Below are 26146 nucleotides of genomic sequence, written 5' to 3' on the forward strand. Positions count from 1 at the left end.
CTATGAGGTGAGCAGCACTTTCCAAGGTTCGGCCCGCGGATCATCGCTTGCCAGCGGGTCCCAAATCTGCGTCATTCGCTTATGTGCTTCCGGCTCGGCGATGCCGTTCTTCTGATCAATTAGATAGAGAAATGCTGTCACCCGGTAGTTCATGATGCAGTGAATATGCGCCGGGCCGTCTGACGTGCGCAGCGCGTTTTCCAGCTCTTGTACATGGCCAAGCGTCGGCGCATCAAAAGGTACTGGGATATGCGTATATGCAATGCCCTGTTTGCTGAGCAACGCCGCTTCGTCTTGAAGTGCCTCTGGGTGATCATCCAAAGCTAGATTGATGACATGTTTCACACCCGCTGCGGCCAGCGCGCCAACATCCGCAGCTGTCAGCTTACCTGAAGTGGTGATGCCATCCGGGCGACGCTGCCAGTTACGTATCGTTTCGCAGGCGCCTGGCTCGCTCATCGCCGCGCGACTTGGTCCGCCTCTGGTGCAGGTTCCATCACCTTGTCCTGATTGGCGCGGAAAATCACATATTCGCGGATCGCGTCGATTTGCTCGCGAGTGAGCGACCCTTCAAACCCGGCCATGCCGTTGTCTTTGAGGAGGCCGTCATGGACCACTGCCATCCAGCTTTGCGCGTTGGACAGCGTGCCGCTGCGACGCAAATCTGGCAGGACGGTGGACCCGACAGCCGCCGGGGCATGACACACCGCGCAATAGCGCGCGTAGCTCTCGCCGCCCGCCGCAATAACGCTGGCGTTTGCGCGGCTAGGTGGTGGGTCGAGCGGTAGGGCTGCGAGCTCAGGCATCTCTGGCAATTCTGCTTCGCCGCCAATTTTGAACACCAGCAGCCTGCTGATATTCTGCACTGGTGCAAGATCATTGATCAAACCGCCATCAACCGAGAGGGCATAAGCGCCGCCCCAACCGGCCAGAACCGCGACATATTGCTCGCCATTCACGGTGTATGTGATGGGCGGGGCGACGACGCCCGTTTGCGCGTCGAAGCTCCACAGCTTCTCGCCATTGGAGGCATCGTAAGCATTGAACTCGCTGCCAGCAGTTCCTTGGAAAACCAGTCCGCCGCCCGTTGCGAGCAGGCCACCGTTCCACGGTCCGGGGTGCTCGACGCTCCACTTGGCTTCTTGCGCGACTGGATCCCACGCGACCAGACTGCCCTTCAGCGTTTTGACGACTTCGCGGCGGATGCCCAGATCTGGCGGCAAATCTCCTGCGCCCAGATCAAAGCCGATGTTGAAGCCGCGCGCACGGTCAGGTTTCCAATCTTCTTCAGGAACGTACAGCATCCCTGCCTCGAACGCGGGAATATAGACCAGATTCTCGCCCGGATGATAGGCCATCGGATGCCAATTATGGCCCCCGAGTGGCCCCGGCATGACCAGCGCAGGCGCACCGGTTTTGTCGATCCGCGTTTCGGGGTTTTCAATCGGGCGTCCGTTCTCATCAATCCCGGTGGCCCAGTTCATCGTGGTATAGGCCTCACCGCTGATGAACTCGCCCGTTGCCCGGTCGAGCACATAGAAGAAGCCGTTCTTAGGCGCCTGCATCAGAACCTGACGCTGCTCACCATCGATTTCCATATCGGCAAGGATGATGTGCTGCGTCGCGGTATAATCCCATGTCTCGCCCGGCGTGGTCTGGTAATGCCAGACATATTCGCCCGTGTCGGGGCGCACCGCTACAATGCTGGAGAGGTAGAGATTGTCGCCTTCGCCCGTGCCATCTTCGCCCGGTGAACGGTACGCGCGGTTCCACGGGGAGCCATTGCCAACGCCGAAATACAGGAGGTCTAGCTCTGGGTCATAGGCCATGGAATCCCAGACCGTGCCGCCCCCGCCAATGTCGTTTTCGCCGCCCAGAACGTCTCCGCTCCAGGTTTCAGCGGCTGCCTGGAGATATTCCGGCGAGCTCTCATCTTCATCGCCGCCAGGCACGGTGTAAAACCGCCATAGCTCGCGGCCATCATCCGCGTCATAGGCCGCGATATAGCCGCGCACGCCGAACTCTGCGCCGCCATTGCCGATGATCACTTTGCCATCAATTATGCGCGGCGCGCCGGTGACGGTGTAGCTTTGTTCTTGATCGACTGTGACGGTTTCCCATTCAACTGATCCAGTATCCCGGTCGAGCGCGATCAGCCGTCCGTCGAGCGTGCCGAGAAATAGCCGGTCACCCCAAGTTGCGAGGCCACGATTGACGACATCGCAGCATGCCTTGACGCCGGTTTCGCCGGGCACTTCGGGGTCAAATTCCCACGAAGGCTCGCCAGTTGCCGCATCAAATGCCTTCACCTTGCTCCATGCGGTAGTGAGGTAAAGCTTACCATCGATCACCAACGGGGTCGCTTCCTGCCCGCGGGCAGTGTCCATATCGGCAAACCAGGTGAGTCCCAGATCGCTTACGTTTTCGCGGTTTACCGCATTGAGGGGCGAGAAACGCTGCTCTGAGTAAGTCCGGCCATGAGTGATCCAATTGGCGTCATCATCACCCGCATTGACGAGTTGCTCACTACCAATCCCATCATCAGTCATGCCCGGAATGGCCATTTCGCATCCAGCCAAGGCCAGTGCGGCCGCCGTCCAAATCAAGCTTCTCACAGCCCGCTCTCCCTTTTGATCTCTCTTTGAAACGTATGGTGCCTGTTAAGATTGCAGTTGTCCATCGCTGCATGCGTGTCATAATCCCACTTCACGATCAGATGCGCAGCCGCAGGAGAATAGAATGTGTGACGAGAAGCAGCTTCAGGCATGGGCGAAAGATACGCTGAGCAGGCGCGAGTTTGGCGCGCTCTCCGGCGCCGCGGCCCTTGCCGCTTGCACACCGGGAGAAGCCAACGGCACGGATGCTAACACCAGCGAGGCGTCAGGCGACCTAACGGAAAGCAGCGTCAGCTTCGAGACCGAAGATGGAACTATGGACGCATTCTTCGTCCACCCCTCTGGCGGGCCATCGCCGGCAGTGATCTTCTGGCCTGACATTGCCTCAATTCGCGAAGCAAAACGCAATATGGCGCGCAGATTGGCGGGCGAGGGTTACGCTGTGCTGGTCGTCAATCCCTACTACCGCGATGTCGCGGGCGAACAGTTTGCCGACTTTGCCGCATGGATCGCAGCAGACGGGTTTGATGCAGAGAGCGGTTTCGCCTTGGTCGCTCCTTGGCGTGAGAAACTGGACGCCGATGCTATCGGACGCGATACTGCCGCGATTGTCGAATGGCTCGACGGGCAGGATGCGGTCGACACCTCGCGCGGCATTGGCGCGGAAGGGTACTGCATGGGCGGACCCTTTACCGTGTGGAGCACAGCGGCTGTGCCCGAGCGCGTTAGGGCAGCGGCCAGTTTCCATGGCGGGGGCTTAGTGCGCGGGGATGACCCGAAAAGCCCTCATAATATGCTTGATCAGGCCCAGGCTGAGTATCTGATCGCGGTGGCGCAGGATGATGATGCAGCGGCTCCTGATGACAAGACCGCCTTTGCGGAGGCAGCTGAAGCGGCGGGCCGTCCCGCAGTGGTCGAGGTTTACGAAGGCGACCATGGTTGGACGGTGCCGGACAGCCCCGCCTATGCTCAGGCAGCAGCGGAGAAGGCCTTTGCTGATAAGCTGGAGCTATACGCCCGCGCGCTTTGATCAGTTTAGGCCCCATCCGCTTCTTCTTTGCAGATTCGGCGCCCTCAGCTAGGGTAGGAAGAACGACTAATTTGAGAGGTTCGTAATGGGCGGTTTTCTGTTTGCAGCATTCTTGCTGTTTTTGCTGGTGATGTTCTTGCTGACGACGGTGCGCGTCGTGCGGCAGGGCTTTGTTTATACGATTGAGCGCTTCGGTAAATTCACCAAGGCGGCTGATCCAGGCCTGCACATCATCACCCCGTTCATCGACCGGATCGGTCACAAGATCAATATGATGGAGCAAGTGCTCGACATTCCCGGGCAAGAGATCATCACCAAGGATAACGCTATGGTCGGCGTGGATGCGGTGGTGTTTTTCCAAGTGCTGGATGCGGCCAAAGCGGCTTATGAAGTCTCCGGCCTCCACAATGCGATTATGGCGCTGACGACCACCAATTTGCGCACCGTTATGGGCTCGATGGACCTCGACGAAACTTTGTCCAAACGTGACGAAATCAACGCCCGCCTGCTTTCTGTGGTGGATCACGCGACCTCGCCATGGGGGATCAAAATCACCCGGGTTGAGATTAAGGATATTCGCCCGCCAACCGACATTTCCGAAGCGATGGCCCGCCAAATGAAGGCAGAGCGCGTGAAGCGTGCTGAAATCCTTGAAGCAGAGGGTGACCGCGCTTCCAACATCCTACGCGCAGAGGGCGACAAACAATCCGCCATTCTAAAAGCGGAAGGTAAGCGCGAGGCCGCGTTCCGCGATGCCGAGGCGCGCGAACGCGGGGCAGAGGCTGAGGCCAAGGCGACGCAAATGGTGTCTGATGCGATTGCGGGCTCTGGTAACCAAGCGATCAATTACTTTGTCGCTCAGGAATATACTAAGGCAGTCGGCAAATTCGCTGATAGCCCGAATGCCAAGACCATCCTCTTCCCGGTTGAAGCGACCCAGCTGATGGGATCGCTGGGCGGTATTGGCGAGCTTGTTAAGGGCACCTTTGGCGATACGGATGACACGGTGAATGTTGCGCCCAAGAATACTGGCACACCCATTCCTAAAACGCGCGAACGCCAGCCCGCGCGTCGCACCACGCCGCGCGCCAGTGTGCCGCGTTCCACTGATAAGGGATAAAGGGCGCAGCTGATGGACGGTTTTGATGGCATCGAGATTTATTGGGCGTGGTTTATTGCCGGGCTAGGGCTTGCTGCGCTCGAAATGATTGTGCCGGGTGTCTACCTGATCTGGCTGGCACTGGCCGCTCTAGTCACCGGGCTGCTGGTGTTTGTCGCGGCCCCACCGCTCGCGATGCAGATCGTGTGCTTTGTCTTCCTCGCGCTGATTGCGGTGTTTTCTGCCAAGCGGTTTTTGCGCGACTCCCCGATTGTCAGCAGTGATCCGCTGCTCAATAATCGCGGCGGCCGTATGGTGGGGCAAACCGCGACCGTCACTCAGGCAATCGAGCATGGTAGCGGCCGCGTGCATGTCGGCGACGGCGATTGGATCGCCAAGGGACCGGATATGGCCGAGGGAGAGAGGGCACGAATTGTCGGCAGCGACGGCGCGCAGCTTCTCGTCGAGCCGCTTAATTTGATTGAGGCTGATCCGGAGTTGAAACCCGAGGAGGGCTAAGCCTCTTTGGGTACTCGGCTACGCGCTTAAGCGGTTTTCAAACCGTCCGTGCTTGCGATAGCGGACCATCCAGCGCTCAAGAAACAGGCTCAGCGGTTTGGGGTCAATGCCGAGCTGCTTGAAGCCCGCTGTGTCATCGCCAACGGTGTTGCCCGATTTGAGCAGATACCACTGATCGCGCGACATCGGCGTCAATGGCATCATCGCAAATGCGGCTGATGCGGCATCTGGCATGGGAATGAACATGCGTTTGCGGCGTTCTGCGTCAGCAACGCGCTCGTTGATATCCATCATGGTCAGAACATCCGGGCCGCCAAGCTCGAACAGTTTCCCACCGAATTTGTCCGGATGGGCTGCGGTGCGTGCAATCGCTTCGGCGACATCATCGACATAGACCGGCTGCAATTCCGCATCTGGCCCAAACACGGGGATCACCGGCATCATAGAGATCAGCCCGGCAAACATATTGAGGAAATTGTCGTCCTCGCCAAACACGATTGAGGGGCGAAGGATGGTCGCTTTCGGGAAAGCTCCCATGACCCGCTCCTCTCCGAGCAGCTTGGCCTGCGCATAGCCGCTAACACCTTCCGGATCGCGGGCAATTGCGCTCACATGCACGAATGCGCTTGCACCGGTCGCCGCTGCCGCCTCGGCCATCCAGCCGGGGCTCTCACCCATGATCTGTTTGATGTCACCGCTAAACACGCCAACCAGATTGATGACCGCATCCGCGCCCTCAATCACCTTGGCAACGCTGGCCTGATTGCTCACATTACAGCGCACCAATTGTAGCTGCCCCAGATTGGCGAGCGGCTTCAATTTATGCGCACGTTCCGGGTTGCGGCTGGCGATGCGCACGCGGGCGCCGCGCTCAAGCAAGGCCTGCGCGACGTAGTTGCCGATAAAGCCGCTGCCGCCCATCAGGACGACCAATTTTCCATTGAGCGGGTTGCTATGTGCCATGATCTGCCATGTTCCTATCGCGTCGGTGGCTCTGATTGGTGCAGGACCTATTGCGATGCCCCTTGCCGTAACTGTGCGAGCCCCGCAAGAGGTCCTGTCTTTAGAACGGCCTAGGAGATGCGCTTGAGCGCATGGCCGCAGGCATAGCTGCGCGCATTCCAACATATTGCGGTGCGGTGTTTGCTGGGGCCTTGTTTGACCGGGTTTTACGGCCGTCCGAGCGGCATTATTGGATTGACTCAGCTAGGACGCAGGGCTAACCGCGCCGCTCAATTGCATGGCCTCGCCTAAGCGAAGGCCGCTGCAGTGTGCCCAGATGGCGGAATTGGTAGACGCGCTAGCTTCAGGTGCTAGTATTCGCAAGGATGTGGAGGTTCGAGTCCTCTTCTGGGCACCATTTGTTCTTCCCTTGTTCTCTCAGATAATCTATAAAAACCGCAGAAATCCAAGGGGTTTGGCCCTTGGATCGTTCCGGATCGTCCCACCTGTTCTCGGCCGATCCAGACATTTTTGCGGGCCTTTTGTGGGCCTTTTGCAAAAGGCCCAAATGAAAAGGCCCACACATGCCTCTGACGGATACCAGACTCCGAGCCCTCAAACCGAAGGCAAAGCCTTACAAGGTCGCTGACGAGCGTGGCCTATATATCGAGGTCACACCCGCTGGTGGCAAACATTGGCGGTTTCGATATCGAATTGGAAAAGCGCAAAAGAAGGTGTCGCTCGGCAGCTACCCTGTGGTTAGCCTCAAGGATGCGCGAGAAGCAGCAATGGAAGCGAGGCAGACCATAGCTTCTGGCGGCGACCCAGCGGTGGAGAAGCGCAAACAGAAGATTAGGGATGAGTTTCTTTCGGCGAGTACTTTCGAGGCGGTCGCCCGCGAGTACATAGAGCAGATCATGGTTCAGAATGGCCGCGCTGAAGCGACTATCGTCAAGGCGAACTACTTTCTTGATAAGCTGGCACCAGCGATCGGAAATCGGCCGATCCACGAGATCGAACCTTTCGAAGTGCTCGCGCCTTTGAAGCGTCTTGAAGCTACTGGGAAGCACGAGACGGCAAAAAAATGTCGATCATTTGCAGGACGGGTATTTCGGTACGGGGTGGCGACAACTCGGTGCAAATCTGATCCAACTTCGCTGTTGAAGGGAGCGCTCATCACGCCAAAGCCGACGCACTACGCCGCCATTCTTGATCCAGAGAAGCTAGGCGGGCTGTTGAGAGCTATCGACGACTTTGAAGGTTACACTCTCACAAAGTTTGCGTTGAAGATTGCCCCGCATGTTTTTGTGCGTCCTGGTGAACTGAGGCATGCTGATTGGGCGGAGTTTGACCTTGATGAAGGCGTCTGGCGGATCCCAGCAGGCAAGATGAAAGCACGGCGCGCGCACGCGGTTCCGCTCTCAAAGCAGGTCATCAGCCTTTTCGAAGAGCTCGGCACCATGATGGGTAAATCAGGTTATGTGTTTCCATCAGCCCGGTCCGGTCTACGTCCCATGAGTGAAAACGCTTTGAACGCAGCCTTTAGAAGGATGGGGTTTAGCAAGGAGGAGGTCACCGCGCATGGGTTGAGGGCGACCGCATCTACCCTGCTCAATGAAAGCGGAAAATGGAGCTCAGACGCGATTGAGCGCGCGCTCGCGCATGGAGACAGTAATGCGATCCGTGGTGTTTATCATCGAGGTAAGCACTGGTCTGAGCGCGTAAAGATGTCGCAGTGGTGGAGTGACTATCTTGATAGCCTCAAGTTGGGCGGTGACTTGGTATTTCTGAAAGCGAGCTAACTCTTGAGCTTCTTCAAGATCGCGCTCATTGTTTGGCGTATGCCATCCATCGCCGGATAACGTTTCTCACATATCCTGGGGTTTCTCGATTTTTCGGAATGCCTCCTGCTCGCGATACGGCACCTGGGCCAGCATTGTAGGCTGCCAATGCGAGATGGATCGCACCGAACTGATCGAGCATCTGCCGCAAATATCTTGCGCCGCCATCGATGTTTTGAGCGGGGTCATGCCGATTGGTAACCCCGAGCTCCCGTGCTGTTGCTGGCATGAGCTGGGCTAATCCAGCCGCCCCTGCTGGGCTGATTGCCATCGGATTGAACCGTGATTCTTGCCAGACTAACGCTTGGAGGAGCCTTGGCGGCAAGCGGTGACGAGCTTCTGCTTGACGGATCAGAGGCTCGTAGAGCGCCTCTTTGAAGCTTCGTTCAATCTGCGATTTCTGACTTCTAGGATCGTATTGAACGTCCGCTCGTCGGTCTGACGCGCTTTCAACCGACCCCATAACGTGATCGAAAATCTGGAATTCTTGCGCGATGGCGCAGCTTGGGACTGCCAGTCCTAGCGTACCTATCCCGATCGCTATTTTCGAGCTTTTCACTGCGCAATCTCTCAATCTTGATAATTCTGGCGTGAGAACATATTATGAACGTATGGGTGTAGGAAACCATATGATTGGTTGCACCAACAAGAGGAGAGGGAAGCGACAGAAGGGGCAATTGAGCAACTAAGGAGCTCGCATGTCCTTTTCGAATTCCCATCAGTCTCGCGCGTCGTTTGAGGAAACCGCTCGCAAGCTCTGCGAGAGCCGCGGCGGGAAGTGGTCTGGCACCAAGGGCATGGCCCGTTGTCCAGCGCACGATGACCGCACGCCTTCGCTCGGTGTCACGCTTGGCCGAAAGGCGATCCTCCTACATTGTTTCGCAGGGTGTGATCAGGCGAGCGTGCTCGCTGCCCTCGCCCGTGAAGGGATCGAGACCTCAGCTCTATTCTCAGGTTCTTCTGACGAATTTCCGTTCCAGCCGAGCTATTCCAGCAAGCCATCAGCTGCAGCGCTCCGCATCTGGCGCGATGCCCGACCGCTGCAGCGAAGTCCTGCCAAGGCATATCTCGAAGAGCGCGGCATCCTCGCAACCTCCCATGCGCTGAGGTTTCATCCGCGCACACCGCTTGGACCGAAAGGTCGCGCGCGCTTTTTGCCGGCGATGATCGCTTCGGTCAGCCTCGACGAGGGGCCGATTGCCGTTCACCGGACTTTCCTGTCGCATTCCGGCAATACGCAGGCATCGTTTGCCAAGCCGAAACGTGCTCTGGGGTCTCTCGGCAAGGCGGCAGTCCGTCTGTTCGCACCCGCCGAGGGAAGGCTTGGTCTCGCCGAAGGCATTGAAAGCGCGATGTCGGCCTATGCGCTTACCGGGATCCCAACATGGGCAACGCTGGGCAATGAACGCTTCGGCCTGGTTGCCATCCCCGAGAGCGTGAGCGAGCTACATCTCTTCGTCGATCACGACGCAGGTGGAGAACTCGCGGCAACTCGCGGACTGGAAGCCTACGTTTCACCCAATCGCAAAATCCTGATCCGCAAGGTCAGATCGCGAGGCGAAGACTGGAACGATGAACTGCAGACGTGGCTGCTCCGAAAGAGCAAAACTTAGAGGAGAGAGAGCTCCTGGGTCTTTGGCCGCACGGTTGTCGTGAGGCGCAACAAAGACAGGAGACTACTCATGATCCAATCCATTCCTCTCAAGAAACTAATCTCAAGCCCTCGCAACGTACGCAAAACAACCGACGTTCTTGCCGATTTGCAATTGCGGGCTGATATCGCGGCACGCGGGCTTCTCCAAAATCTGGTAGTTCGCAAAGCCACCCGAGGGAAATTTGAAGTCGAAGCTGGCGGGCGCCGCCTCGCTGCATTGCAAGCGTTGGTCGAGGAAGGCACGCTTCCCAAGAACCATGAAGTCACTTGCCTTGTCATCGAAGGTGAGGAAAGCGAAGTGCGCGAAGCGAGCCTTGCCGAGAACTTCCAGCGCCTCGCAATGAACCCGGCCGACGAGGCGCAGGCTTTCGCTGCGATTGTCGAGGCGGGAGCTAGCACCGAAGACGTGGCTCGCCGGTTCGGTCTCACAGTCCGCTTTGTCGAGGGCCGTCTGCGCTTGGCGGGCCTCGCACCTTGTGTCTTCGAAGCGCTCGCCGAAGGCGCGATCACGCTCGATATGGCCAAGGCCTATGGAGCGATCTCAGACATTGACCGCCAAGCACACGTCTATGCCGAACTGCAGGACGCCTGGTACCAGGTCACGCCTGACACGATCCGTCGCATGGTGCTCGATGCCACTGTTCGTGGCTCCGATCCGCGCGCGGTTCTGGTCGGGCGCGAGGCCTACCTCGCAGCAGGTGGTCGGATCGAACGCGAACTCTTCGACGACGAAGCCAGCGAAAGCTGGATCGATGTCGCGCTGCTCGAAGACCTTGCCCAGAAAGCGATGGATGACGCTGCGAAGAGGGTCGCTGAAGAACACGGACTTGCCTGGGTGCGACCCACGCTTGGCAACTATGTAAGCCACGATCTCGTCGAGGGCCTCAATCGGCTTCCATGCGAACCGGCTCCGCTCAGTGAGCAGGAAGCCCGCGAGCTCAGCGACCTTGAAGCCGACTACGACCGGACAGCGGCCATCCTCGAGGATGAGGACAGCGACGAAAGCGAGATCGCCAAGGCGGAAGAAGAGCTGGTCTCGATCGACCGCGCGATGCGCGATCTGCACGATCGTCCGCCAGTGCTTGCCGACGAGCTAAAGTCAGAGGCTGGAGCGTTCCTTGTGCTCTCACGGAATGGCGAACCTGCAATGGTGCCGCAGTTTTACACTGATGCTGAAGTCATCGACACTGATGACGGAGCTGTCGAACCGGTGGATGCAGGTGCTGATACCAAGCGCAAGAGCGGGGCGCTTTCGCAGCGTCTGCTCGACGAGCTCGCGATGCAGCGTCGCGATATCCTGGCGATCCACCTGGCCAACGATCCTGCGCTCGCGCTTGATTTCATGGTCTTCACGCTCGCAGATGCTGATGGGCATGACTGGCGCGCGAAAAAGGCGTCGACGCTCGTCGGCTCGGTCGCATCGGGGCCGGTGGCCGGATTCGAGGCGAAGGATGCCCCCGCAAGTGCTGCGCTCGCCGAGTTCGCCGCTTCGCTCGACGAGAGCTGGCGCGCCGGCGAGACTGACGTCGAACGGTTCGAACGCTTCCGCGCATTGAGCGATGAAGCACGTTCGGCCTGGCTCGGCCATGTCGTATCCCGCACACTGGTCGCGAGCCTTGCCTGCGAAGGCGATCGCTCGGCGCCGCTGCACGAGATACTCGGGTCGCTGCTCGAGATCGAAACCGCGCATTGGTGGCGGCCGACGGCGGCGAACTTCTTCGATCGTGTGGCCAAGGCGCGCACGCTTGAAGCGCTCGACGCTGCAGGCGGTCCCGAACTCGTCAGCCGCTATGCAGGTTCGAAGAAGGCAGAACTAGCGAGCGCAGCCGAGCGTATCTTCTCCGGCAATTTCATTGGCGAAGCGGATGTGAAGACGCGCGCGGGAGCGTGGGTGCCCGAGATCATGTGCTTCGGTTCTCCTGAGGAACCGGTCGAGGATGAAACTGCGGCCCCGGTTGAGGACGAGACCGCGAACGAAATTGCCGAGCAGGCTGCCTGACCCCTCCTGACAGGTCCAGGTGACTCGGCGGGCGGTCCGTCCATCTCGGGATGGGCCGCCTTATTCGCGTTTCCGTCCGAAGGTCGCCTACGATGGTGAGTCTTAGAGGGGAGGACGCTTTGTTCATCCTGAACCCGGACACGTCCGTTCCGGCGATCAGGAGACCATCGATGACAAAGTCCCGCCGCACTGCTTCAGTTTCTCCAGCTGCGCGTATCACCGCCGCCATTATCGAAAAGCTAGAGCAAGGCACCAAGCCTTGGGTCAAGCCGTGGCGTGGCTTGCCGCTTTCTCGCCCGCTGCGATCATGCGGGACGCCGTATCGCGGCATGAATACCTTCTGGCTCTGGATGGTTGCTGATGCCTGCGGCTACGCCTCACCATACTGGATGACATATCGCCAGTGCCAGAAACTCGGCGGCCAAGTCCGCAAAGGAGAAAAATCGACCATCGCGATTTTCTACAAAAACTACACCAAGGAAGTCGAAAACGCTGAAGGTGGGCAGGATACGGAGAGCCGGCGCGTGCTGAAGACCTATTCAGTCTTCAATGCCGACCAGTGCGATGGCCTCCCCGAATTCTACCATCCCAAGCCACTGGTTGCCGCGCTTGAGCCCGAAGGCCGCGAGGAGCGGCTCGACGCCTTTTTCGCCGAGATCGGTGCCAAACTGCGGCATCATGGTGCGAAGGCATACTACGAGCCGCTGCGCGACCAGGTCACCATGCCGCCCGCCGAACTCTTCGAAGCCTATGACCACTACTATGCGACACTCGCGCACGAGCTGTCGCATTGGACCGGACATTCTTCGCGGCTCGACCGCGATCTTACGAACCGCTTCGGTAGCGATGCCTATGCCGCTGAAGAACTGATTGCCGAGCTGTCCTCGGCTATTCTTGGAGCCGAATTGGGCCTTCCGGTCACGCATCTCGACCATCACGCTAGCTACATCGCGTCCTGGCTCAAGATCCTTAAACAGGACGATCGCGCGATCCTGACCGCGGCCGCAAAGGCCGAGGAGGCAGCCACCTTGCTGCTCGAAATGGGCGGTCACCAATCGAGTGCCACTGAGGGTGATGTCGAACTTTCTGACGCGGCCTGAATAAGAGACTTAACTTGAGCAACTCTGTCAGCCAGCCCGCACATACTGGCACTTGCCTTCACACCGAGTCAGTTCGGTCTGGCGGAGCGCTCCCGAACCGATCCTGGATCACTCCCAGACAACTCCTGCGCCAATCTGACACGATCCCGCACAGCCTGTTCGCTGGTCCTCGTGCCCTGGACCGGTCAGGTCCCACAGCAACCCGCGCAAGGCTGCGGCCCGAGTGGCCCGCGCCAGCCTTGCCTTGCGGGGTTTCCCGCTGACGCGGTGCGGTGGTCTCTTATCCCGGTCCTTCTCGGGCACGGCGAACAGGCCCGAGCGGAAATCCCTCTGCCGGCATTCGCCGGTCTCAGGAGGACTACAGATATGTATGACAGTTTCGCCACCCAGCTTGCCGGCCTTGATCTATCCGGCTTCTCGATCACGCCTGCCCCTTTCAACGAATGCGACTTCCCTTGCGAGGATGCCATGTCTCACACGCTCGGAGCAGTTTGGTCGGATCTCTTCGCGCTGTTCGCCGACACCGCGCTCGAGGCCGATGCCGAGGATCTCGCCTGGGGCTTCGTCAATCTCTTTCACCGTGCAGCTAGCCGCAAATCGACCCAGGTGGATCGGGCTTCGGATGAAATCCGCGCCCTATTGGCATCCGCCGACGGCTCCGAAGTGCATTCATCAAACCTCGAGGAACAGACCCTGCGTGCCCAGTCTGCTGAAGCCTGCATGCAGGTGTTCGAGCAGATGCGTGAGGTTGCAGCAGGTCTCTATCGCGACGAAACCGGTTCCTCTTGGAAGCCCGTATCGGGATCGCGGGCGCGCCACTCGAAGAATATGACATCGGCCGTGATTGATGCCCGCGACTTTTTGCGCGTACGCAAGGAGCGTCGTCAGGCTGCACATTCTCCCGAGGGTACTCCGGTGGTCTTTGCCGGTGGTCGCAACCGTTTCGAATGCGAGGCCGACGCCAAGACTTACGCGGCGAACATCTGGGCTACACTCGACAGGGTGCGCGAGGTCGTTCCTGACATGTTTCTCGTACACGGCGGCGACGGTAAGGGAGCCGACAGACTGGCCGCATCCTGGGCCGAGCGCCACGAAGTGCAACAGCTCACATTCGGGCTTGAGCGTCGTTTGGGTGCTCGTGCAGGGTTCAAGCGCAACGAGCAAATGCTTGGTCTCAGCCCTCGCTATGTGGTGGCATTTCCGGGCAACGGCGTGACCGAACGCCTCGTGATCGAAGCCAAGAAGCAGCGCATCACGGTTGTTGATCGTCGCGGGCCGTTGGGCACTAGTCCCGCTTGACGGGGAAAGAGCAACTAGACCTCTCGGATGATCAATTCCCAATCGCCGAAGAAGGGCGGCCCCATTCAAGGCCGCCCATGAGGCGCAGAACTCATTGCTGCTCCGAGTCCTACGGGTCGCAATGGCAGGGGAGTACCGAACGCAATCAATTCCATTGTAGGGTTATGAAATGCCCGAATGGATACGCCTCTGAACAGCTTCATTGCTCATCGCGCGTAACCAGCGCGCCTGTGCAGCAATCTTCCTGGACGGACGCGGTTACTGAAAACTGCGGCGCGGCACTTATCGTTCCCGCATCCGATTTTCCAAGCTACAAGAGCGGTCATGCAACTCGATGATCTCCTCCTTCGCTACTTTGCCTCGACAAATCTGGCTGAGATAGCACCCGACACTTTGGCAGCCGGCATCGAGCATTGCCGGGTCGACCTTGGCCTCCAGCAAGACAGGGGCAAGCGCTTTGCACTGTGGTCGTTCCTGCACATGTTCGGCTCCGCCCCCGACCTCGAAGTGGCGTTTGAGAGCGAGGAAGACCGGGAAGCAGCTCGCAACTTCATGGATCTCCTGGCGGCATCGGGAGGCGATGGTGTAGGTTGATTCTAGCGGGATCACGCGAGCCTTCAGACCCGCACCCGATACCCATCCGGCTTTCTTCGCGAACAAGTCCTGAATCAGGTCAGCTGAGGAGCCGCAACCCGTTCCTTTCCGGCCGTGTTGGCAGCTGCGCTGCCTGCCCGCACCACCCGTCATGAACAGGTTTCCCTTGACCCCCAGACGATGTCTGTTGGCCTGCGGTGCAGCCCTCCCATGCCCTGCTTCTTTCAGATGTTCGCAAGCCGGAGATGGTCTCCGGTTTGAGGAACTGAAGGAACTTACATCATGACCAATATCGCAATTCTCACTGGGCGCATCGCACGCGATCCGGAAACCCGCGAGACCAAGGGCGGCACCAACGTTACCGGGATCACCGTCGTCACCGATCGCCCTGCGCGGGACAAGGACGGCAAGACCTACAAGGACGAGAACGGCTACACCGCCAAGGAAAGCGAGTTCCACCGGGTGACCTGCTTCAACGGCCTCGCCAAGACCGTCGGCCAGTACTGCTCCAAGGGCCAGCTGGTCAGCGTCCAGGGCCGCATCCACTACACCCAGTGGGAAGACAAGGACGGGGTCACACGCTACGGCACCGAGATCCTCGCCGACAAGGTCGACTTCCTCTCAAGGGGTAATGGCTCCGGCGAGAACGACGAGAACAAGGATGCTCCCGAAATCGACTGATCTCAGCCATCCAGCCTCCCAAGAAAGGGCTCTGTCCAAACCGGATAGGGCCCTTTCTCGTATTCATTATCAGTGGCTTTGAGCTGTGCCTGATGCGGAGGCTTGCTTTTGAAGTAGCCGCTTTATGGCTTCCTCTTCACCGAGTTTTCCAAGCTCAGTTGCAACTTTCGATAGGCCCCTCTTTGAGAAGGTCTCTAACCCCGTTCCAAGAATAACCTGGCCCAGTTCAATGGCAGCCTGTTTCTCGAGTTCTTTCTGACGTTGGTCGATTGCCAGCCTGTCGGCTTCCAGTTTCTGGAGTGCGGCTACAGCGCTTCGTTTCGATGGCATTGAGGATACTTCTTTCTTCCCCTCCGATGACCCTCTCCTCGGCTGATGTGTACTATCACCCGTCCTGTAGGAAAGCGATTTCCCCCTTGGTTTTCGCGAACACCTGAGATCGAACGGGAGGGGAGTCTGGCTCGCGGACTTTCAAGGATGATGGGCGTGCAGCCGGCGCGTCAAGGACGGCGGGGCCCCACCATTTTGCCGTCCCTTCGCTTCGCTGCGGTCCGACAAAATCGTTGCCCCCACCGCCGCTTGGCGGTCGCCCAGCCGGGCGATCCCTGACCCGCCAGCTACACCCCCATCTGCCTTCCTCTCATCGTCTTACCGACAGATATCAGGAGGATTTCATGACTGCACTTGCATCGATTCAATCAAACTCGAACAGCTACTTCGAAGCACTGGCCACTGCCGAACGGCGGGCCTTGCACAGCTTCTTCGACCAGCACGTCGTGGAAGATAATGACCTAGGATACTTCGCCCTGGACGAGGGTGACTACAACGCCTTGCCGGCGCATCTGGCCAGCCGGGTTGTGCACACGGTGCACGGCGCAATGCTCGACGAGTTCTGAACGACCGATGGGGCAGGAGCCGGTGACGGTTCCTGCCCCTTTTTTGTGTTCGCTGCTGGAAGAAGAGTAGAGTGATGAGGAGCGGGGCTGGTGACGCGCTCGGTCCCGCACCACCTGCGGCGGCGCTCCTGCGGGCGCGGCGTATTTGGTCCGGGCCCCGCATGCACTCCTGAGCGCCAACGGGTCGAAGCGGCGCGAGGCTGACGGGAGCGACAAACCCCGCTCCCTTATCTCGCACGCGCTTCTTTTGCCGTCAGCTTATCAGGGGTGCGTCTTGGTTGGGATGCTTGCTTCCGAACTGGCGCTTGCGGTTCGCTTCAGCGTCCCGGGCTGTTGCTTTCGCTCGATCGGCACGGATGCCAATGCCCGTTCAAAACCCATTCCCTGTCGTTTCTGGACTTAGACCTCGCAGTGGGAAAACGGTAGCACACCGTACGCATCGCTGATGCAGAAAGATATTGTTTACCAATATCTTGCTCGAATTTGACCCTCAAAAACGAGGAGCAGATCGATGAAACGAAATGGCCATGTGTTACCGCATAAATCAAGCTCGAATCATACGATTTCCGCAGTACCGCGTAAGCGCCAGGATAAGGGTGAGCAGAGCATCCAGAGTGTAAGACTCAACGGCAATATCGTCCGGCGCAGGCCTGGCAAACGGATGATTGAATATTGGGATAGCGATCTGCCCGGCTTCGGGCTGCGTGTGCATCCCTCCGGGCGCAGAACCTGGTTCGTGATGTTCCGCCAGCGCGGCAAGCAGCGCCGTGTCTCGCTTGGAACGTCAAAGCAGATTGCCGCAAATCAAGCGCGGCGACACGCGCGAGAAAAACTGGCGGAAGTGGCACTTGATGGACTGCCTTCGCGCAAGACCACGAAATCTCGCGTGAAGGAAACTCCGCTGATGCGGGACTATGCTGAGCGTTTTTGGGCTGACTATGCGCACCACTGGAAACCGACCACGCGCAAGCGGAACCGCACGGGGATCGATCGGGACATCCTCCCAACCTTCGGTGATCGCCGTGTCGACGAGATCACCAAGGCCGATATTTCGTTCTGGCGTGATGGCTTCGCCGGGCGCACAGGTGCCTTCAATCGCACCATCCCGATCCTTTCGGTGATGATGGGCTATGCCGAGAAGCTCGGACATCGCCGTAGTGGATCGAACCCTTGCAGAGGGACACCGCGCTACAAGCGAAAGCGGATGGAGCGCTTTCTTTCTGCCCGCGAATACGGCCAGCTCGCGACCGCATTGAACGACTTTGAGGTCGAACGTTCAGCTGTGGTCGCCGCGATACGCTTGCTGATCTACACGGGCGCGCGCTGCGGTGAGATCGAGAACCTTCGCTGGGAATGGGTGCAGGAGCCGCGCTTGATGCTTAATGACAGCAAGACCGGCGCTAAGATCGTCTACCTCAACAGGCAGGCTGTCGAAGTGATCGCATCAATCCCAGATCGCACGCCGACGGGGTTGGTTTTTCCATCGGTCCGCGATCGAGAGAAACCGATCAAGCTGGGCATGCATTGGCCGGAAATTCGCAATCGTGCCGCGCTGCCCGACGTCCGCCTACATGACCTACGACACAGCTTCGCTTCTACCGCCATCCGTGACAACATCTCGCTGATGGTGATCGGCAAGTTACTCGGGCACGCTCTGGCCGAGACGACTTCGCGCTATGCGCATTTGTCCGACGAGGTCATCGCCGATGCTGCCGATCGCGTCTCTGGGTCGATCGCCAATCTGATCGGAGTGAGCCAATGAACGCGCTGACCCTTCAGACCATCGTCACCGAAGAACTTGGCACGGCGCGTATCGGCGTGGTCGGCAAGACCAAAGGCGATAGCAAGCTGCGCCGAATAGTCTGGTCGAGACGATTGCCGGGATTCGGGACGCGGCAATACGCGAGTGGACGCACCATCTACATTGTCCAAGCGGCGATGCAGGGACGGACGCGAACCGTAACGATTGGCAACGCCAAGATACTGAGCGAAGCGCAGGCTATGGATGTTGCGCGGCGCGTACTTTTGCGCGCCCAAGTCGGTCAGAACCCTGCAGAAAAACGTAAGAAGCGCCGCAAGGTACCGCTCTATTCTGACTTTCTCGATACCTACTGGCGCAAAGTCTCGCCAAGCTGGAAGACATCAACGTTGCAAACGCATGGATTGTATCGGCAGAACTACCTCCAATCGGCCTTTGCGGGGATGTTCCTCGACGAGATCGAGCAGTCCCATGTGCAGGAGTGGTTCAACCGAATAACCGAAGTTGGAGGGCCTGGCGCGGCAAATCGGTCATGCGAGATTCTGCGCGCTATGATGAACAAAGCCGAAGAGTGGGGCATTAAGCCAGAGGGCTCGAACCCATGCACCTCAATCCGAATGAACAAGCGGCGCAAGTGCGAGCGGTTCCTCTCTGATCAGGAGTTTCGGCGCCTTGGCGCGGCGATAGACAAACACCGCAAATCGAGACCGGTTCATTGCGCGGCATTGCAGCTCTTGATCCTCACCGGATGTCGACGATCCGAAATCACTGGTCTCACTTGGGGCGAGGTTAAGAACCGCCGTTTACTCTTGACCGACAGCAAAACCGGGCCGCGCACCGTCTGGCTGGGTGAAGCCGCGTGGACCATCATCAAGTGCCTTCCTCGTCATAAACGCCACCCTGAAGTATTCTTCAACCCGAACACGCGGAAGAGCGTTGATCTGACCTGCATTTGGAGAGATGTCCGCCAAGAGGCAGGTCTTCATGGTGTGCGACTGCACGATCTTCGACATAGCTTCGCAAGCCACGCCGCCGCCCGTTCCGAAACGCTCCCGATGATTGGTAAGCTATTAGGTCATAGGCATGTGACCACCACGGCTCGCTACGCTCACCTGGATGATGAGCCAGTGATCGAAGCAGGTCAGCGGATCGGTGACCTGATCGAAGAAATGATGGTCGGCCGGTAGCCAGCTTTGAAGCGCTATTGAGCGAAACAGGAAATATATCTGCATCAAAGAGATTGATGCAGATATATTGACATTCCCATTGAGAATTGTATTTGAGCTGCATGAAGCGCGATAATGCATATGATTCGACTCGTCTTGTCGAGGTGGCCTCCATCTCGGCGGGCTATCCGTTTCGTGGCAAGATTGAGAAGCTCCCAGATGGCGAGTTCGCTGTGATTCAGATGCGTAACGCGAGTCCCGAAACGGGGATCGACTGGATTGCACTGACTCGCGTGGAGTTGCCTCGCGTCAGCGAAAAGGCCCTTTTGCAGCCGGGAGACATTATCCTCTCGACACGCGGGGGGCGGAACTATGCTTATTGTATTGGGCGCAAGCGAGGCCAGCTCGTTTGCTCGCCTCACTTCTTCGTCATTCGACTAATGCGAGACAATATCCTGCCAGAATTCCTCGCATGGCAAATGAACCAATTGCCAGCGCAGAACTACTTCGCGGCTGGAGCGACCGGAACGCACATCTTGAATTTGAAGCGTGCGGTGGTGGAGCGCCTTCCGATCAAACTTCCCTCATATCAACGCCAAACCAGCATAGTTGAAATGGCGAATGCGATGCGGGCCGAGCGTGAGGTCTATCAACAACTTATTCAAAATAGAACTAATGAGATGAATGCTATCGTGAGTGATATCTTTGGCAATTCGCCCCAAGAATCGGAGCAACCTCCCAAATGAGTGAACAAATCAAGCAAGATGAAGTGAACAAGGCTGTTTGGGCGGCTTGCGATACCTTTCGTGGAACGGTCGATGCAGGGGTCTATAAAGACTACGTTTTGACCATGCTCTTCCTGAAATACATCTCGGACGTATGGCAGGATCACTATGATGGGTATCAAGAGCAATATGGCGATGAGCCTGAGCTGATTGCCGAGCTGATGACCAATGAGCGTTTCGTTCTACCGCCATCCGCCAATTTTTACGCCTTGTTCGAAGCCCGGCATGAGCCGGGCAACGGAGAGCGCATTGATAAGGCGCTGCATGCCATCGAAGATGCTAATGTCGGCAAGCTGCGTGATGTCTTCCAGGATATCAGCTTCAACGCCAATAAACTTGGCGAGGAAAAGCAGAAGAACGACATTCTGCGGCATTTGCTTGAGGATTTTGCCAAACCTGAGTTGGACATGCGTCCTTCTCGCATTGGCAATCTCGACGTCATCGGTAACGCTTACGAATATCTCATCCGTCGCTTTGCCGCTGACTCCGGAAGGGGCGCAGGTGAGTTCTACACTCCGCCTGAAGTCTCTGAGCTGATGGCAGAGATCATGGATATGGCCGAAGGTGAGGAAGCCTGTGATCCCACCTGTGGTTCCGGCTCACTGCTGATGAAATGCGGTCGCCGCGTGCAGGCCAAGTTCGGCGGGTCCAAGAAATACGCGCTCTATGGGCAGGAATCGATTGGCAGCACATGGGCGCTCGCCAAGATGAACATGTTCCTGCACGGCGAGGACAATCACCGCATTGAATGGGGCGATACCATTCGCAACCCAAAGCTGCTGGATGGTGATGATCGTCTCAAGCACTTCGACGTCGTTGTCGCCAATCCCCCTTTCAGCTTGAAAAAGTGGGGGCATGACACTGCTGAGAATGACAGGTTTGCGCGCTTCCGGCGCGGCCTGCCTCCCAAGACCAAGGGTGACTACGCTTTCATCCTGCACATGATCGAAACTATGAAGCCGAAGACTGGGCGCATGGCGGTCGTCGCCCCGCATGGTGTGTTGTTCAGGGGGGCAAGCGAGGGCAAAGTCAGGCAGAAACTGATCGAAGAAAACCTGCTCGATGCTGTTATCGGTCTGCCTGAAAAGCTCTTCTACGGCACGGGCATTCCCGCTTGCATCCTGATTTTCCGCAAGAACAAGACGGATGACAACGTCCTGTTCATCGATGCGAGCCGTGAGTTCAAATCTGGCAAGAACCAGAACCAGCTCGAAGAGGAGCATCTGAAGAAGATCGTCGACACCTATCGTACGCGGGAGGCCGTCGACAAATACGCCTACCTCGCCAGCCCGGATGAGATCGCGGAGAACGACTACAACCTCAATATCCCTCGCTACGTCGATACGTTCGAGGAGGAGGAAGAAATCGATCTTGTCGCGGTCCGGGCGGAGCGGCTGAAGCTCAAGGCTGAGCTTGCTAAGCTGGAAGATAAGATGGACGGCTATCTCAAGGAGCTTGGCTACTGATGGCTGGCGAGCTTATCCTCTACACCACCGAAGACGGCGATCTTATCGTCCGCTTGCAGGAGCGCGACGGCAGCGTCTGGCTTACACAGGCGCAAATGTCTGAACTGTTTCAGACCACCGTTTCCAATATCAACAAACATATCAAAGCGATATTGGATGACGACGAGCAGGATGAGGCAACTATTGAGGATTACTCAATAGTTCAAACCGAGGGCAACCGCAGCGTCGAACGCCAGGTTGCTCATTATAGCCTCCCCATGATCCTCTCGGTTGGCTTCCGTGTTCGCTCCCCGCGCGGTGCGCAATTCCGCCGCTGGGCGTCAGAGACCTTGGCCGAGTACATGGTCAAGGGATTCGTCATGGATGACGAGCGCCTCAAGGAACCGGACAACGACTATTTCGAAGAACTGCTCGCCCGCATCCGCGACATCCGCGCGTCGGAAAAGCTGTTCTACAAGAAGGTGCTCGATATCTACGCGACCGCCGTGGACTATGACCCCAAGGCAGAGGCGAGCACGCAATTCTTCCAGACGGTGCAGAACAAGATGCACCACGCCGCCCATGGCCAGACGGCGGCGGAAACCAAGCTGGCGCGCGCCGACAGCGCCAAGCCGATGATGGGGTTGACCAGCTGGACCGGCGAGAAAAAGGGTCGCCTGCCCACAAAGCAGGATGCGCAGGTGGCGAAGAATTATCTTGAAGCGGACGAGATGGACACGCTCAACCGCATCACCGTTGCCTTCCTGGAATTTGCCGAGGCCATGGCGAAGAACCGCAAGCCGATGCACATGGCCGATTGGATTGCCAAGCTGGATGATTTCCTGAAACTGGGTGATCACGCGCTTTTAAGCGGTGCGGGCAAAGTTACTGCAAAGCGCGCGAGTAAGCATGTCGATTCCGAATATGACCGCTGGCACACCCGCGCGATCAACGCGCCGAGCGCGGTCGAGCAGCATTTCATTGAGGCGACCGCCAAGGTGAAAAAGCTCGCCGCTGACAAGCCCGCCAAGAGCAAGGATGGTGCGAAATGATTCCTGAGGGGTGGGAGCGCACGACAATCGGCGAACACGTACATGTGTTGACCGGTTTCGCGTTCAAGAGCAGCGATTACTCCGATGGCCCAGACGACATTCGTTTGCTGCGAGGAGACAATGTCGCTCAGCATCGCATCCGCTGGCGTGACGCCAAAAAATTGCCGCAAGAGAAGGCGCAAGGGCTTGATCGATTTGCATTGAAGCTGGGCGATTTTGTGATTGCATTGGACCGTACTTGGATTCCTGCTGGCGTGAAGATTGCAGAGGTCAACGAAGCAGACTTGCCCTGCCTACTCGTACAACGTGTCGCGCGGCTTCGGAGCAAGCCTAGCCTTGAGCAGTCCCTTATGAGGCAGTTTTTCGGGGGGCACGGATTCGAACAATATGTCAAATCTGTTCAGACCGAAACGGCTGTCCCACACATGAGCCCTAACGACCTACGTGACTTATCAATCCTGCTACCGCCTCTTCAGGAGCAGAAGCACATAGCCGAAACTTTGGAGATATGGGACCGCGCTATCGATAAGGTCGAGGCGCTGATCGCCAACGCCCGCGCGCAGAAGCAGGCGCTGATGCAGCAGTTGCTCCCGCAAGGCACTGCCCCACCCAGAAAACGCCTCCCCGGCTTTTCGGGGGAGTGGAAGGAGTATTCACTCGGCTCACTCGGTGAAACATACGGCGGTTTGACTGGCAAATCTAAGGAAGACTTTGGATCGGGAAGTCAGTTCATCACATACAAGAATGTATTCGAAAACGGCTTCATCGACCCGACCAATGTCGGCCGGGTAAAGGTCGAGCAAGGCGAACGACAGCATGCAATTCGCAAAGGTGACATCCTTTTTACAACGTCATCCGAGACGCCCGAAGAAGTCGGAATGAGCAGTGTCGTCACTCATGAAGCAGAAGCAACTTATCTGAACAGTTTCTGTTTTGGTTTTCGACCCGCCTCAGCTGACAAAATTCGACCGCTTTTTGCAGGCCACTTCTTCCGCAGCGCTCCGGTGAGGCGAAGGATTTCAGCTTTGGCTCAAGGCTCAACGCGCTACAACATCGCGAAATCGGCACTTTTGAAGCTGAAGTTTCATTTGCCAGATGCAGATGAGCAAGACGCTTTGGCCAATGTCTTAAGCGGTTGCGATACGGAGCTAAGCAAGCTGAAAGGGCAACTCGCTGTCCTCCGCCAGGAAAAGGCCGCGCTGATGCAGCAACTGCTGACCGGCAAACGCCGGGTCAAACTCCCGGAAAGCGAGGTGGCATGATGGCGCTAATGACGTTCGCAGAAGCAATCGAAGATTCCGAAAAGTACTCTAAGCGGCATTTGTTGCTCGGCAACGGCTTCAGCATCGCCTGTCGTGCTGACATTTTTCATTACGGGTCGCTTTTCGAACAGGCTGATTTCAGCCAGGTTCCCGAAGTCGAAGCTGTCTTCGCCGCACTCGGCACCCAAGATTTTGAGCAAGCAATCCGCTCACTGGAAAATGCGGCCAGAATCTTACCGCCCTATGTCGCACATGGTGAAGAGGCCATCGCCAAGATGCTCGAGCACGCAAATGCGCTGAAGGAGATTTTGGTCCAGACGATTGCAGGCAATCATCCTAACGTTCCGCCAGACATTCCTGATGCCAAATTTTGGTCTTGCCGTCGCTTCCTCTCGCATTTCCTCGCGGGGCCGAAAGCGGGGCAGGTCTTCACGCTCAACTATGACCTGCTGCTCTACTGGACGCTGATGCATGACGACATGCCGTTCGGCGATCCGATCAACCTGGCCAAGAACGATGGCTTCGGAAACGATGAGGACGATCCCGATGCGGACTACGTCGTCTGGCAGGGGGAGACCGGTGCACACGATGCGCGTGTGCACTTCCTCCACGGTGCGCTGCACCTCTTCGATTCAGGCGCCGAGCTGAAGAAATATACTTGGGTTCGAACGAACGTCCCGCTTGTCGATCAGGCCCGCGCAGCGATTGCTGTAGATGCGTACCCGCTCTTTGTCGCTGAAGGCACCAGCGCGAAGAAAAAGGCGAAGATCCGCCACAACGCTTACCTTTACCAAGGCTTCAAGCAGTTCACCGCCAACGTGAAGCAGGGCCAACATTGCATGTTCATATTCGGCCATTCGCTTGCGGCGAATGACGATCACATCCTTGTCAGGATTGGCCGAGGGCGCTTCAAAAAGCTTTACGTGGGCATCTTTGGCGATCCGCTTACCGATGACAATCAACGCATCATGGCGCGAGCCCAGGAATTGGCCGCTATGCGACCTGCGAACTGGCAGCTTGGTGTTGAATTTTACGATGCCGCTTCCGCCAGCGTCTGGGGAGATTGAGCATGAGCTGGAATGCACGACGTGAGGGCTGGACACCCCAAGCCGAGGACGCTCGCGAGGATGGGGACATCGATTATGCGCGGGTTATCCATTCAGCCTCATTCCGTCGCTTGCAGGGCAAGACCCAAATCCTCAATCTTGGCGATAGCGATTTCTATCGCACTCGCCTGACGCACTCATTGGAGGTGGCGCAGATCGCTGGCGGGCTTGCCAAGCAACTGGCTAAGAGCTTCCCCGAACACCCGGCGACGGCGCACCTGCCCGACCGAAGCATGATCCAGGCGATCGGCTGCACCCATGATTTGGGCCATCCGCCCTTCGGTCATGGCGGCGAAGTGGCGCTCAACTACTGCATGCGCTCGCATGGTGGCTTTGAAGGTAACGGCCAGACATTGCGCATCCTATCGCGGCTTGAGAGTTTTTCCGCCAATGCCGGAGCAAACCTTTCTCGCCGCACGCTGCTTGGCGTGCTGAAATACCCTGTCGCGTATTCTCAGGCTCGCAATCAGGCACTTTCTCCCGCGCTGATTAGCGGCCCGACGACGCTGCAGATCATTGATGGCAAGGCGAGCAAGCCACCCAAATGCTATCTCGACTGCGAGCGCGATATTGTCGATTGGATCATCCAACCTCTCACCGAATCAGAGCGCGAAGAGTTTCAGGCTTGCGATCCCAAGAATGGCAAACACCATGTGCCACGACATAAGTCGCTTGATTGCAGTATTATGGATGCCGCCGATGACATCGCCTACGGAGTGCATGATCTGGAAGATGCCATCGCTCTCAGTTTGATCGACAAAGTGACCCTCGCCAATGCCTTGCAGGATAAGTGTCCTTCGTTTCTCGACGCACTGAAAGAGAAATACCCTGAAGAGAGCGCGAATGATGTCTTTGGCCATTTCGTTGAGGGACTGTTTGACGGCAGCGGAACTCGCAAGCGCTTCATCAGCCGGTTGGTTCATCACTTCATCACGGCTGCAGTGTTTGTCGAGCATGAGGTCTTTGCTGACCCGCTTGTGCGTTACAGGGTGAAATTGCAGCAGCAGCAGAATGAGTTTTTGAGGGTGCTGAAAGACCTTGTGCAGGACGAGGTGATACTAAACCCTAGTGTTCAGCACCTGGAGTTTAAGGGGCAGACCATGGTGGTCTCGGTGTTTGAGGCACTTCAAGCTGACCCCAAGAGGCTCTTACCGCGAGATGCGTATGCGAAGTTCGCTGCAGCCAATGACGACCCAAGGATCATTTGTGATCACGTGGCAGGAATGACCGACACCTACCTTCTTCGAACCTACGAGCGGCTCTTCAGCCCTCGCATGGGCTCTGTCTTCGATAAGCTCTGAC

The 26146-nt window shown here is 57.7% G+C and carries 24 protein-coding genes and 1 tRNA gene; 20 read left to right on the forward strand and 5 right to left on the reverse strand.

The window, feature by feature from the left end; all coding sequences use genetic code 11:
• Positions 1 to 459 (reverse strand): hypothetical protein, encoded by a 459-nt coding sequence (locus ACFCXQ_RS05105; RefSeq protein WP_379553720.1) that lies wholly within the window; start codon positions 457 to 459, stop codon positions 1 to 3.
• Complete coding sequence (locus tag ACFCXQ_RS05110; RefSeq protein WP_379554548.1) at positions 456 to 2564, reverse strand: PQQ-dependent dehydrogenase, methanol/ethanol family; 2109 nt, start codon at positions 2562 to 2564, stop codon at positions 456 to 458. Before ACFCXQ_RS05110 ends, ACFCXQ_RS05105 begins: the two co-directional genes overlap by 4 nt.
• A gap of 175 nt (positions 2565 to 2739) precedes the next feature.
• On the opposite strand from ACFCXQ_RS05110, the gene ACFCXQ_RS05115 reads away from it, so the two are divergent.
• The 3 genes from ACFCXQ_RS05115 to ACFCXQ_RS05125 all read left to right on the forward strand — a co-directional run bounded on the left by ACFCXQ_RS05115 (position 2740) and on the right by ACFCXQ_RS05125 (position 5263).
• Positions 2740 to 3645: a dienelactone hydrolase family protein gene (locus tag ACFCXQ_RS05115; RefSeq protein WP_379553722.1), complete on the forward strand. Its 906-nt coding sequence runs from the start codon at positions 2740 to 2742 to the stop codon at positions 3643 to 3645.
• An 85-nt stretch (positions 3646 to 3730) separates the two neighbouring features.
• Positions 3731 to 4765: an SPFH domain-containing protein gene (locus tag ACFCXQ_RS05120; RefSeq protein WP_379553723.1), complete on the forward strand. Its 1035-nt coding sequence runs from the start codon at positions 3731 to 3733 to the stop codon at positions 4763 to 4765.
• A gap of 12 nt (positions 4766 to 4777) precedes the next feature.
• Positions 4778 to 5263 carry an NfeD family protein gene (locus ACFCXQ_RS05125; RefSeq protein WP_379553724.1) on the forward strand — a complete coding sequence of 162 codons (486 nt, stop codon included), beginning with the start codon at positions 4778 to 4780 and terminating at the stop codon, positions 5261 to 5263.
• Between the two features lie 18 nt (positions 5264 to 5281).
• On the opposite strand, the gene ACFCXQ_RS05130 is transcribed toward ACFCXQ_RS05125, so the two are convergent.
• Entirely contained in the window at positions 5282 to 6226 is a 945-nt protein-coding gene (locus ACFCXQ_RS05130; protein WP_379553725.1) for a complex I NDUFA9 subunit family protein, read from the reverse strand.
• A 310-nt stretch (positions 6227 to 6536) separates the two neighbouring features.
• Between ACFCXQ_RS05130 and ACFCXQ_RS05135 the strand changes: the two genes are divergently transcribed.
• Positions 6537 to 6623: transfer RNA gene (locus ACFCXQ_RS05135), tRNA-Leu, on the forward strand.
• A gap of 166 nt (positions 6624 to 6789) precedes the next feature.
• The gene (locus ACFCXQ_RS05140) at positions 6790 to 8007 is read left to right on the forward strand and encodes a tyrosine-type recombinase/integrase (protein ID WP_379553726.1); all 1218 of its coding nucleotides are present in this window, start codon (positions 6790 to 6792) and stop codon (positions 8005 to 8007) included.
• A 25-nt stretch (positions 8008 to 8032) separates the two neighbouring features.
• Here ACFCXQ_RS05140 and ACFCXQ_RS05145 read toward each other — a convergent pair whose 3' ends face one another.
• A complete protein-coding gene (locus ACFCXQ_RS05145) occupies positions 8033 to 8605 on the reverse strand; it encodes a transglycosylase SLT domain-containing protein (RefSeq protein ID WP_379553727.1) in 573 nt (190 codons plus the stop codon).
• 139 nt (positions 8606 to 8744) lie between these two features.
• On the opposite strand from ACFCXQ_RS05145, the gene ACFCXQ_RS05150 reads away from it, so the two are divergent.
• The 6 genes from ACFCXQ_RS05150 (at position 8745) to ACFCXQ_RS05175 (ending at position 15373) form a co-directional block, all read left to right on the forward strand.
• Positions 8745 to 9659 (forward strand): DUF7146 domain-containing protein, encoded by a 915-nt coding sequence (locus ACFCXQ_RS05150; RefSeq protein ID WP_379553728.1) that lies wholly within the window; start codon positions 8745 to 8747, stop codon positions 9657 to 9659.
• 69 nt (positions 9660 to 9728) lie between these two features.
• Positions 9729 to 11699 (forward strand): ParB/RepB/Spo0J family partition protein, encoded by a 1971-nt coding sequence (locus tag ACFCXQ_RS05155; protein WP_379553729.1) that lies wholly within the window; start codon positions 9729 to 9731, stop codon positions 11697 to 11699.
• 170 nt (positions 11700 to 11869) lie between these two features.
• Complete coding sequence (locus ACFCXQ_RS05160; RefSeq protein ID WP_379554550.1) at positions 11870 to 12799, forward strand: ArdC family protein; 930 nt, start codon at positions 11870 to 11872, stop codon at positions 12797 to 12799.
• A gap of 366 nt (positions 12800 to 13165) precedes the next feature.
• Positions 13166 to 14098, forward strand: a complete 933-nt coding sequence (locus tag ACFCXQ_RS05165) for a DUF2493 domain-containing protein (protein ID WP_379553730.1) — start codon at positions 13166 to 13168, stop codon at positions 14096 to 14098.
• Positions 14099 to 14422: 324 nt separating this feature from the next.
• Complete coding sequence (locus ACFCXQ_RS05170; RefSeq protein ID WP_379553731.1) at positions 14423 to 14692, forward strand: hypothetical protein; 270 nt, start codon at positions 14423 to 14425, stop codon at positions 14690 to 14692.
• Positions 14693 to 14974: 282 nt separating this feature from the next.
• Positions 14975 to 15373, forward strand: a complete 399-nt coding sequence (locus ACFCXQ_RS05175; protein WP_379553732.1) for a single-stranded DNA-binding protein — start codon at positions 14975 to 14977, stop codon at positions 15371 to 15373.
• A gap of 69 nt (positions 15374 to 15442) precedes the next feature.
• Here ACFCXQ_RS05175 and ACFCXQ_RS05180 read toward each other — a convergent pair whose 3' ends face one another.
• Positions 15443 to 15703: a DUF6437 family protein gene (locus ACFCXQ_RS05180; RefSeq protein ID WP_379553733.1), complete on the reverse strand. Its 261-nt coding sequence runs from the start codon at positions 15701 to 15703 to the stop codon at positions 15443 to 15445.
• 344 nt (positions 15704 to 16047) lie between these two features.
• On the opposite strand from ACFCXQ_RS05180, the gene ACFCXQ_RS05185 reads away from it, so the two are divergent.
• The 9 genes from ACFCXQ_RS05185 to ACFCXQ_RS05225 all read left to right on the forward strand — a co-directional run bounded on the left by ACFCXQ_RS05185 (position 16048) and on the right by ACFCXQ_RS05225 (position 26145).
• Positions 16048 to 16269 (forward strand): hypothetical protein, encoded by a 222-nt coding sequence (locus ACFCXQ_RS05185; RefSeq protein WP_298336030.1) that lies wholly within the window; start codon positions 16048 to 16050, stop codon positions 16267 to 16269.
• Positions 16270 to 16780: 511 nt separating this feature from the next.
• A complete protein-coding gene (locus ACFCXQ_RS05190) occupies positions 16781 to 18031 on the forward strand; it encodes a tyrosine-type recombinase/integrase (RefSeq protein WP_379553736.1) in 1251 nt (416 codons plus the stop codon).
• A complete protein-coding gene (locus ACFCXQ_RS05195) occupies positions 18028 to 19215 on the forward strand; it encodes a tyrosine-type recombinase/integrase (RefSeq protein ID WP_379553738.1) in 1188 nt (395 codons plus the stop codon). Before ACFCXQ_RS05190 ends, ACFCXQ_RS05195 begins: the two co-directional genes overlap by 4 nt.
• 101 nt (positions 19216 to 19316) lie before the next feature.
• Positions 19317 to 19940 (forward strand): restriction endonuclease subunit S, encoded by a 624-nt coding sequence (locus tag ACFCXQ_RS05200; protein WP_379553740.1) that lies wholly within the window; start codon positions 19317 to 19319, stop codon positions 19938 to 19940.
• Entirely contained in the window at positions 19937 to 21445 is a 1509-nt protein-coding gene (locus ACFCXQ_RS05205; protein WP_379553742.1) for a type I restriction-modification system subunit M, read from the forward strand. Before ACFCXQ_RS05200 ends, ACFCXQ_RS05205 begins: the two co-directional genes overlap by 4 nt.
• The gene (locus ACFCXQ_RS05210) at positions 21445 to 22476 is read left to right on the forward strand and encodes a virulence RhuM family protein (RefSeq protein ID WP_379553744.1); all 1032 of its coding nucleotides are present in this window, start codon (positions 21445 to 21447) and stop codon (positions 22474 to 22476) included. Before ACFCXQ_RS05205 ends, ACFCXQ_RS05210 begins: the two co-directional genes overlap by 1 nt.
• Positions 22473 to 23738, forward strand: coding sequence for a restriction endonuclease subunit S (locus ACFCXQ_RS05215; RefSeq protein WP_379553746.1), 1266 nt, complete (start codon positions 22473 to 22475; stop codon positions 23736 to 23738). Before ACFCXQ_RS05210 ends, ACFCXQ_RS05215 begins: the two co-directional genes overlap by 4 nt.
• Positions 23739 to 23800: 62 nt before the next feature.
• A complete protein-coding gene (locus ACFCXQ_RS05220; protein ID WP_379553748.1) occupies positions 23801 to 24805 on the forward strand; it encodes a DUF4917 family protein in 1005 nt (334 codons plus the stop codon).
• A gap of 2 nt (positions 24806 to 24807) precedes the next feature.
• Positions 24808 to 26145, forward strand: a complete 1338-nt coding sequence (locus ACFCXQ_RS05225) for an anti-phage deoxyguanosine triphosphatase (protein ID WP_379553750.1) — start codon at positions 24808 to 24810, stop codon at positions 26143 to 26145.
• Position 26146: the final 1 nt, after the last annotated feature.

Origin of the sequence: Qipengyuania rhodophyticola (assembly GCF_042493225.1) — a bacterium.
In the GTDB taxonomy this organism is placed as follows: Bacteria; Pseudomonadota; Alphaproteobacteria; order Sphingomonadales; family Sphingomonadaceae; genus Erythrobacter.

What these genes read in the sequence shown, in the direction of transcription:
- ACFCXQ_RS05160 (WP_379554550.1), top strand. Translation starts at nt 11,870, where the DNA reads ATGACAAAGTCCCGCCGCACTGCTTCAGTTTCTCCAGCTGCGCGTATC.
- ACFCXQ_RS05140 (WP_379553726.1), top strand. Translation starts at nt 6,790, where the DNA reads ATGCCTCTGACGGATACCAGACTCCGAGCCCTCAAACCGAAGGCAAAG.
- ACFCXQ_RS05170 (WP_379553731.1), top strand. Translation starts at nt 14,423, where the DNA reads ATGCAACTCGATGATCTCCTCCTTCGCTACTTTGCCTCGACAAATCTG.
- ACFCXQ_RS05130 (WP_379553725.1), bottom strand. Translation starts at nt 6,226, where the DNA reads ATGGCACATAGCAACCCGCTCAATGGAAAATTGGTCGTCCTGATGGGC.
- ACFCXQ_RS05180 (WP_379553733.1), bottom strand. Translation starts at nt 15,703, where the DNA reads ATGCCATCGAAACGAAGCGCTGTAGCCGCACTCCAGAAACTGGAAGCC.
- ACFCXQ_RS05225 (WP_379553750.1), top strand. Translation starts at nt 24,808, where the DNA reads ATGAGCTGGAATGCACGACGTGAGGGCTGGACACCCCAAGCCGAGGAC.
- ACFCXQ_RS05210 (WP_379553744.1), top strand. Translation starts at nt 21,445, where the DNA reads ATGGCTGGCGAGCTTATCCTCTACACCACCGAAGACGGCGATCTTATC.
- ACFCXQ_RS05175 (WP_379553732.1), top strand. Translation starts at nt 14,975, where the DNA reads ATGACCAATATCGCAATTCTCACTGGGCGCATCGCACGCGATCCGGAA.
- ACFCXQ_RS05105 (WP_379553720.1), bottom strand. Translation starts at nt 459, where the DNA reads ATGAGCGAGCCAGGCGCCTGCGAAACGATACGTAACTGGCAGCGTCGC.
- ACFCXQ_RS05150 (WP_379553728.1), top strand. Translation starts at nt 8,745, where the DNA reads ATGTCCTTTTCGAATTCCCATCAGTCTCGCGCGTCGTTTGAGGAAACC.
- ACFCXQ_RS05215 (WP_379553746.1), top strand. Translation starts at nt 22,473, where the DNA reads ATGATTCCTGAGGGGTGGGAGCGCACGACAATCGGCGAACACGTACAT.
- ACFCXQ_RS05115 (WP_379553722.1), top strand. Translation starts at nt 2,740, where the DNA reads ATGTGTGACGAGAAGCAGCTTCAGGCATGGGCGAAAGATACGCTGAGC.
- ACFCXQ_RS05110 (WP_379554548.1), bottom strand. Translation starts at nt 2,564, where the DNA reads ATGGCCATTCCGGGCATGACTGATGATGGGATTGGTAGTGAGCAACTC.
- ACFCXQ_RS05185 (WP_298336030.1), top strand. Translation starts at nt 16,048, where the DNA reads ATGACTGCACTTGCATCGATTCAATCAAACTCGAACAGCTACTTCGAA.
- ACFCXQ_RS05195 (WP_379553738.1), top strand. Translation starts at nt 18,028, where the DNA reads ATGAACGCGCTGACCCTTCAGACCATCGTCACCGAAGAACTTGGCACG.
- ACFCXQ_RS05120 (WP_379553723.1), top strand. Translation starts at nt 3,731, where the DNA reads ATGGGCGGTTTTCTGTTTGCAGCATTCTTGCTGTTTTTGCTGGTGATG.
- ACFCXQ_RS05200 (WP_379553740.1), top strand. Translation starts at nt 19,317, where the DNA reads ATGAAGCGCGATAATGCATATGATTCGACTCGTCTTGTCGAGGTGGCC.
- ACFCXQ_RS05190 (WP_379553736.1), top strand. Translation starts at nt 16,781, where the DNA reads ATGAAACGAAATGGCCATGTGTTACCGCATAAATCAAGCTCGAATCAT.
- ACFCXQ_RS05125 (WP_379553724.1), top strand. Translation starts at nt 4,778, where the DNA reads ATGGACGGTTTTGATGGCATCGAGATTTATTGGGCGTGGTTTATTGCC.
- ACFCXQ_RS05165 (WP_379553730.1), top strand. Translation starts at nt 13,166, where the DNA reads ATGTATGACAGTTTCGCCACCCAGCTTGCCGGCCTTGATCTATCCGGC.
- ACFCXQ_RS05155 (WP_379553729.1), top strand. Translation starts at nt 9,729, where the DNA reads ATGATCCAATCCATTCCTCTCAAGAAACTAATCTCAAGCCCTCGCAAC.
- ACFCXQ_RS05205 (WP_379553742.1), top strand. Translation starts at nt 19,937, where the DNA reads ATGAGTGAACAAATCAAGCAAGATGAAGTGAACAAGGCTGTTTGGGCG.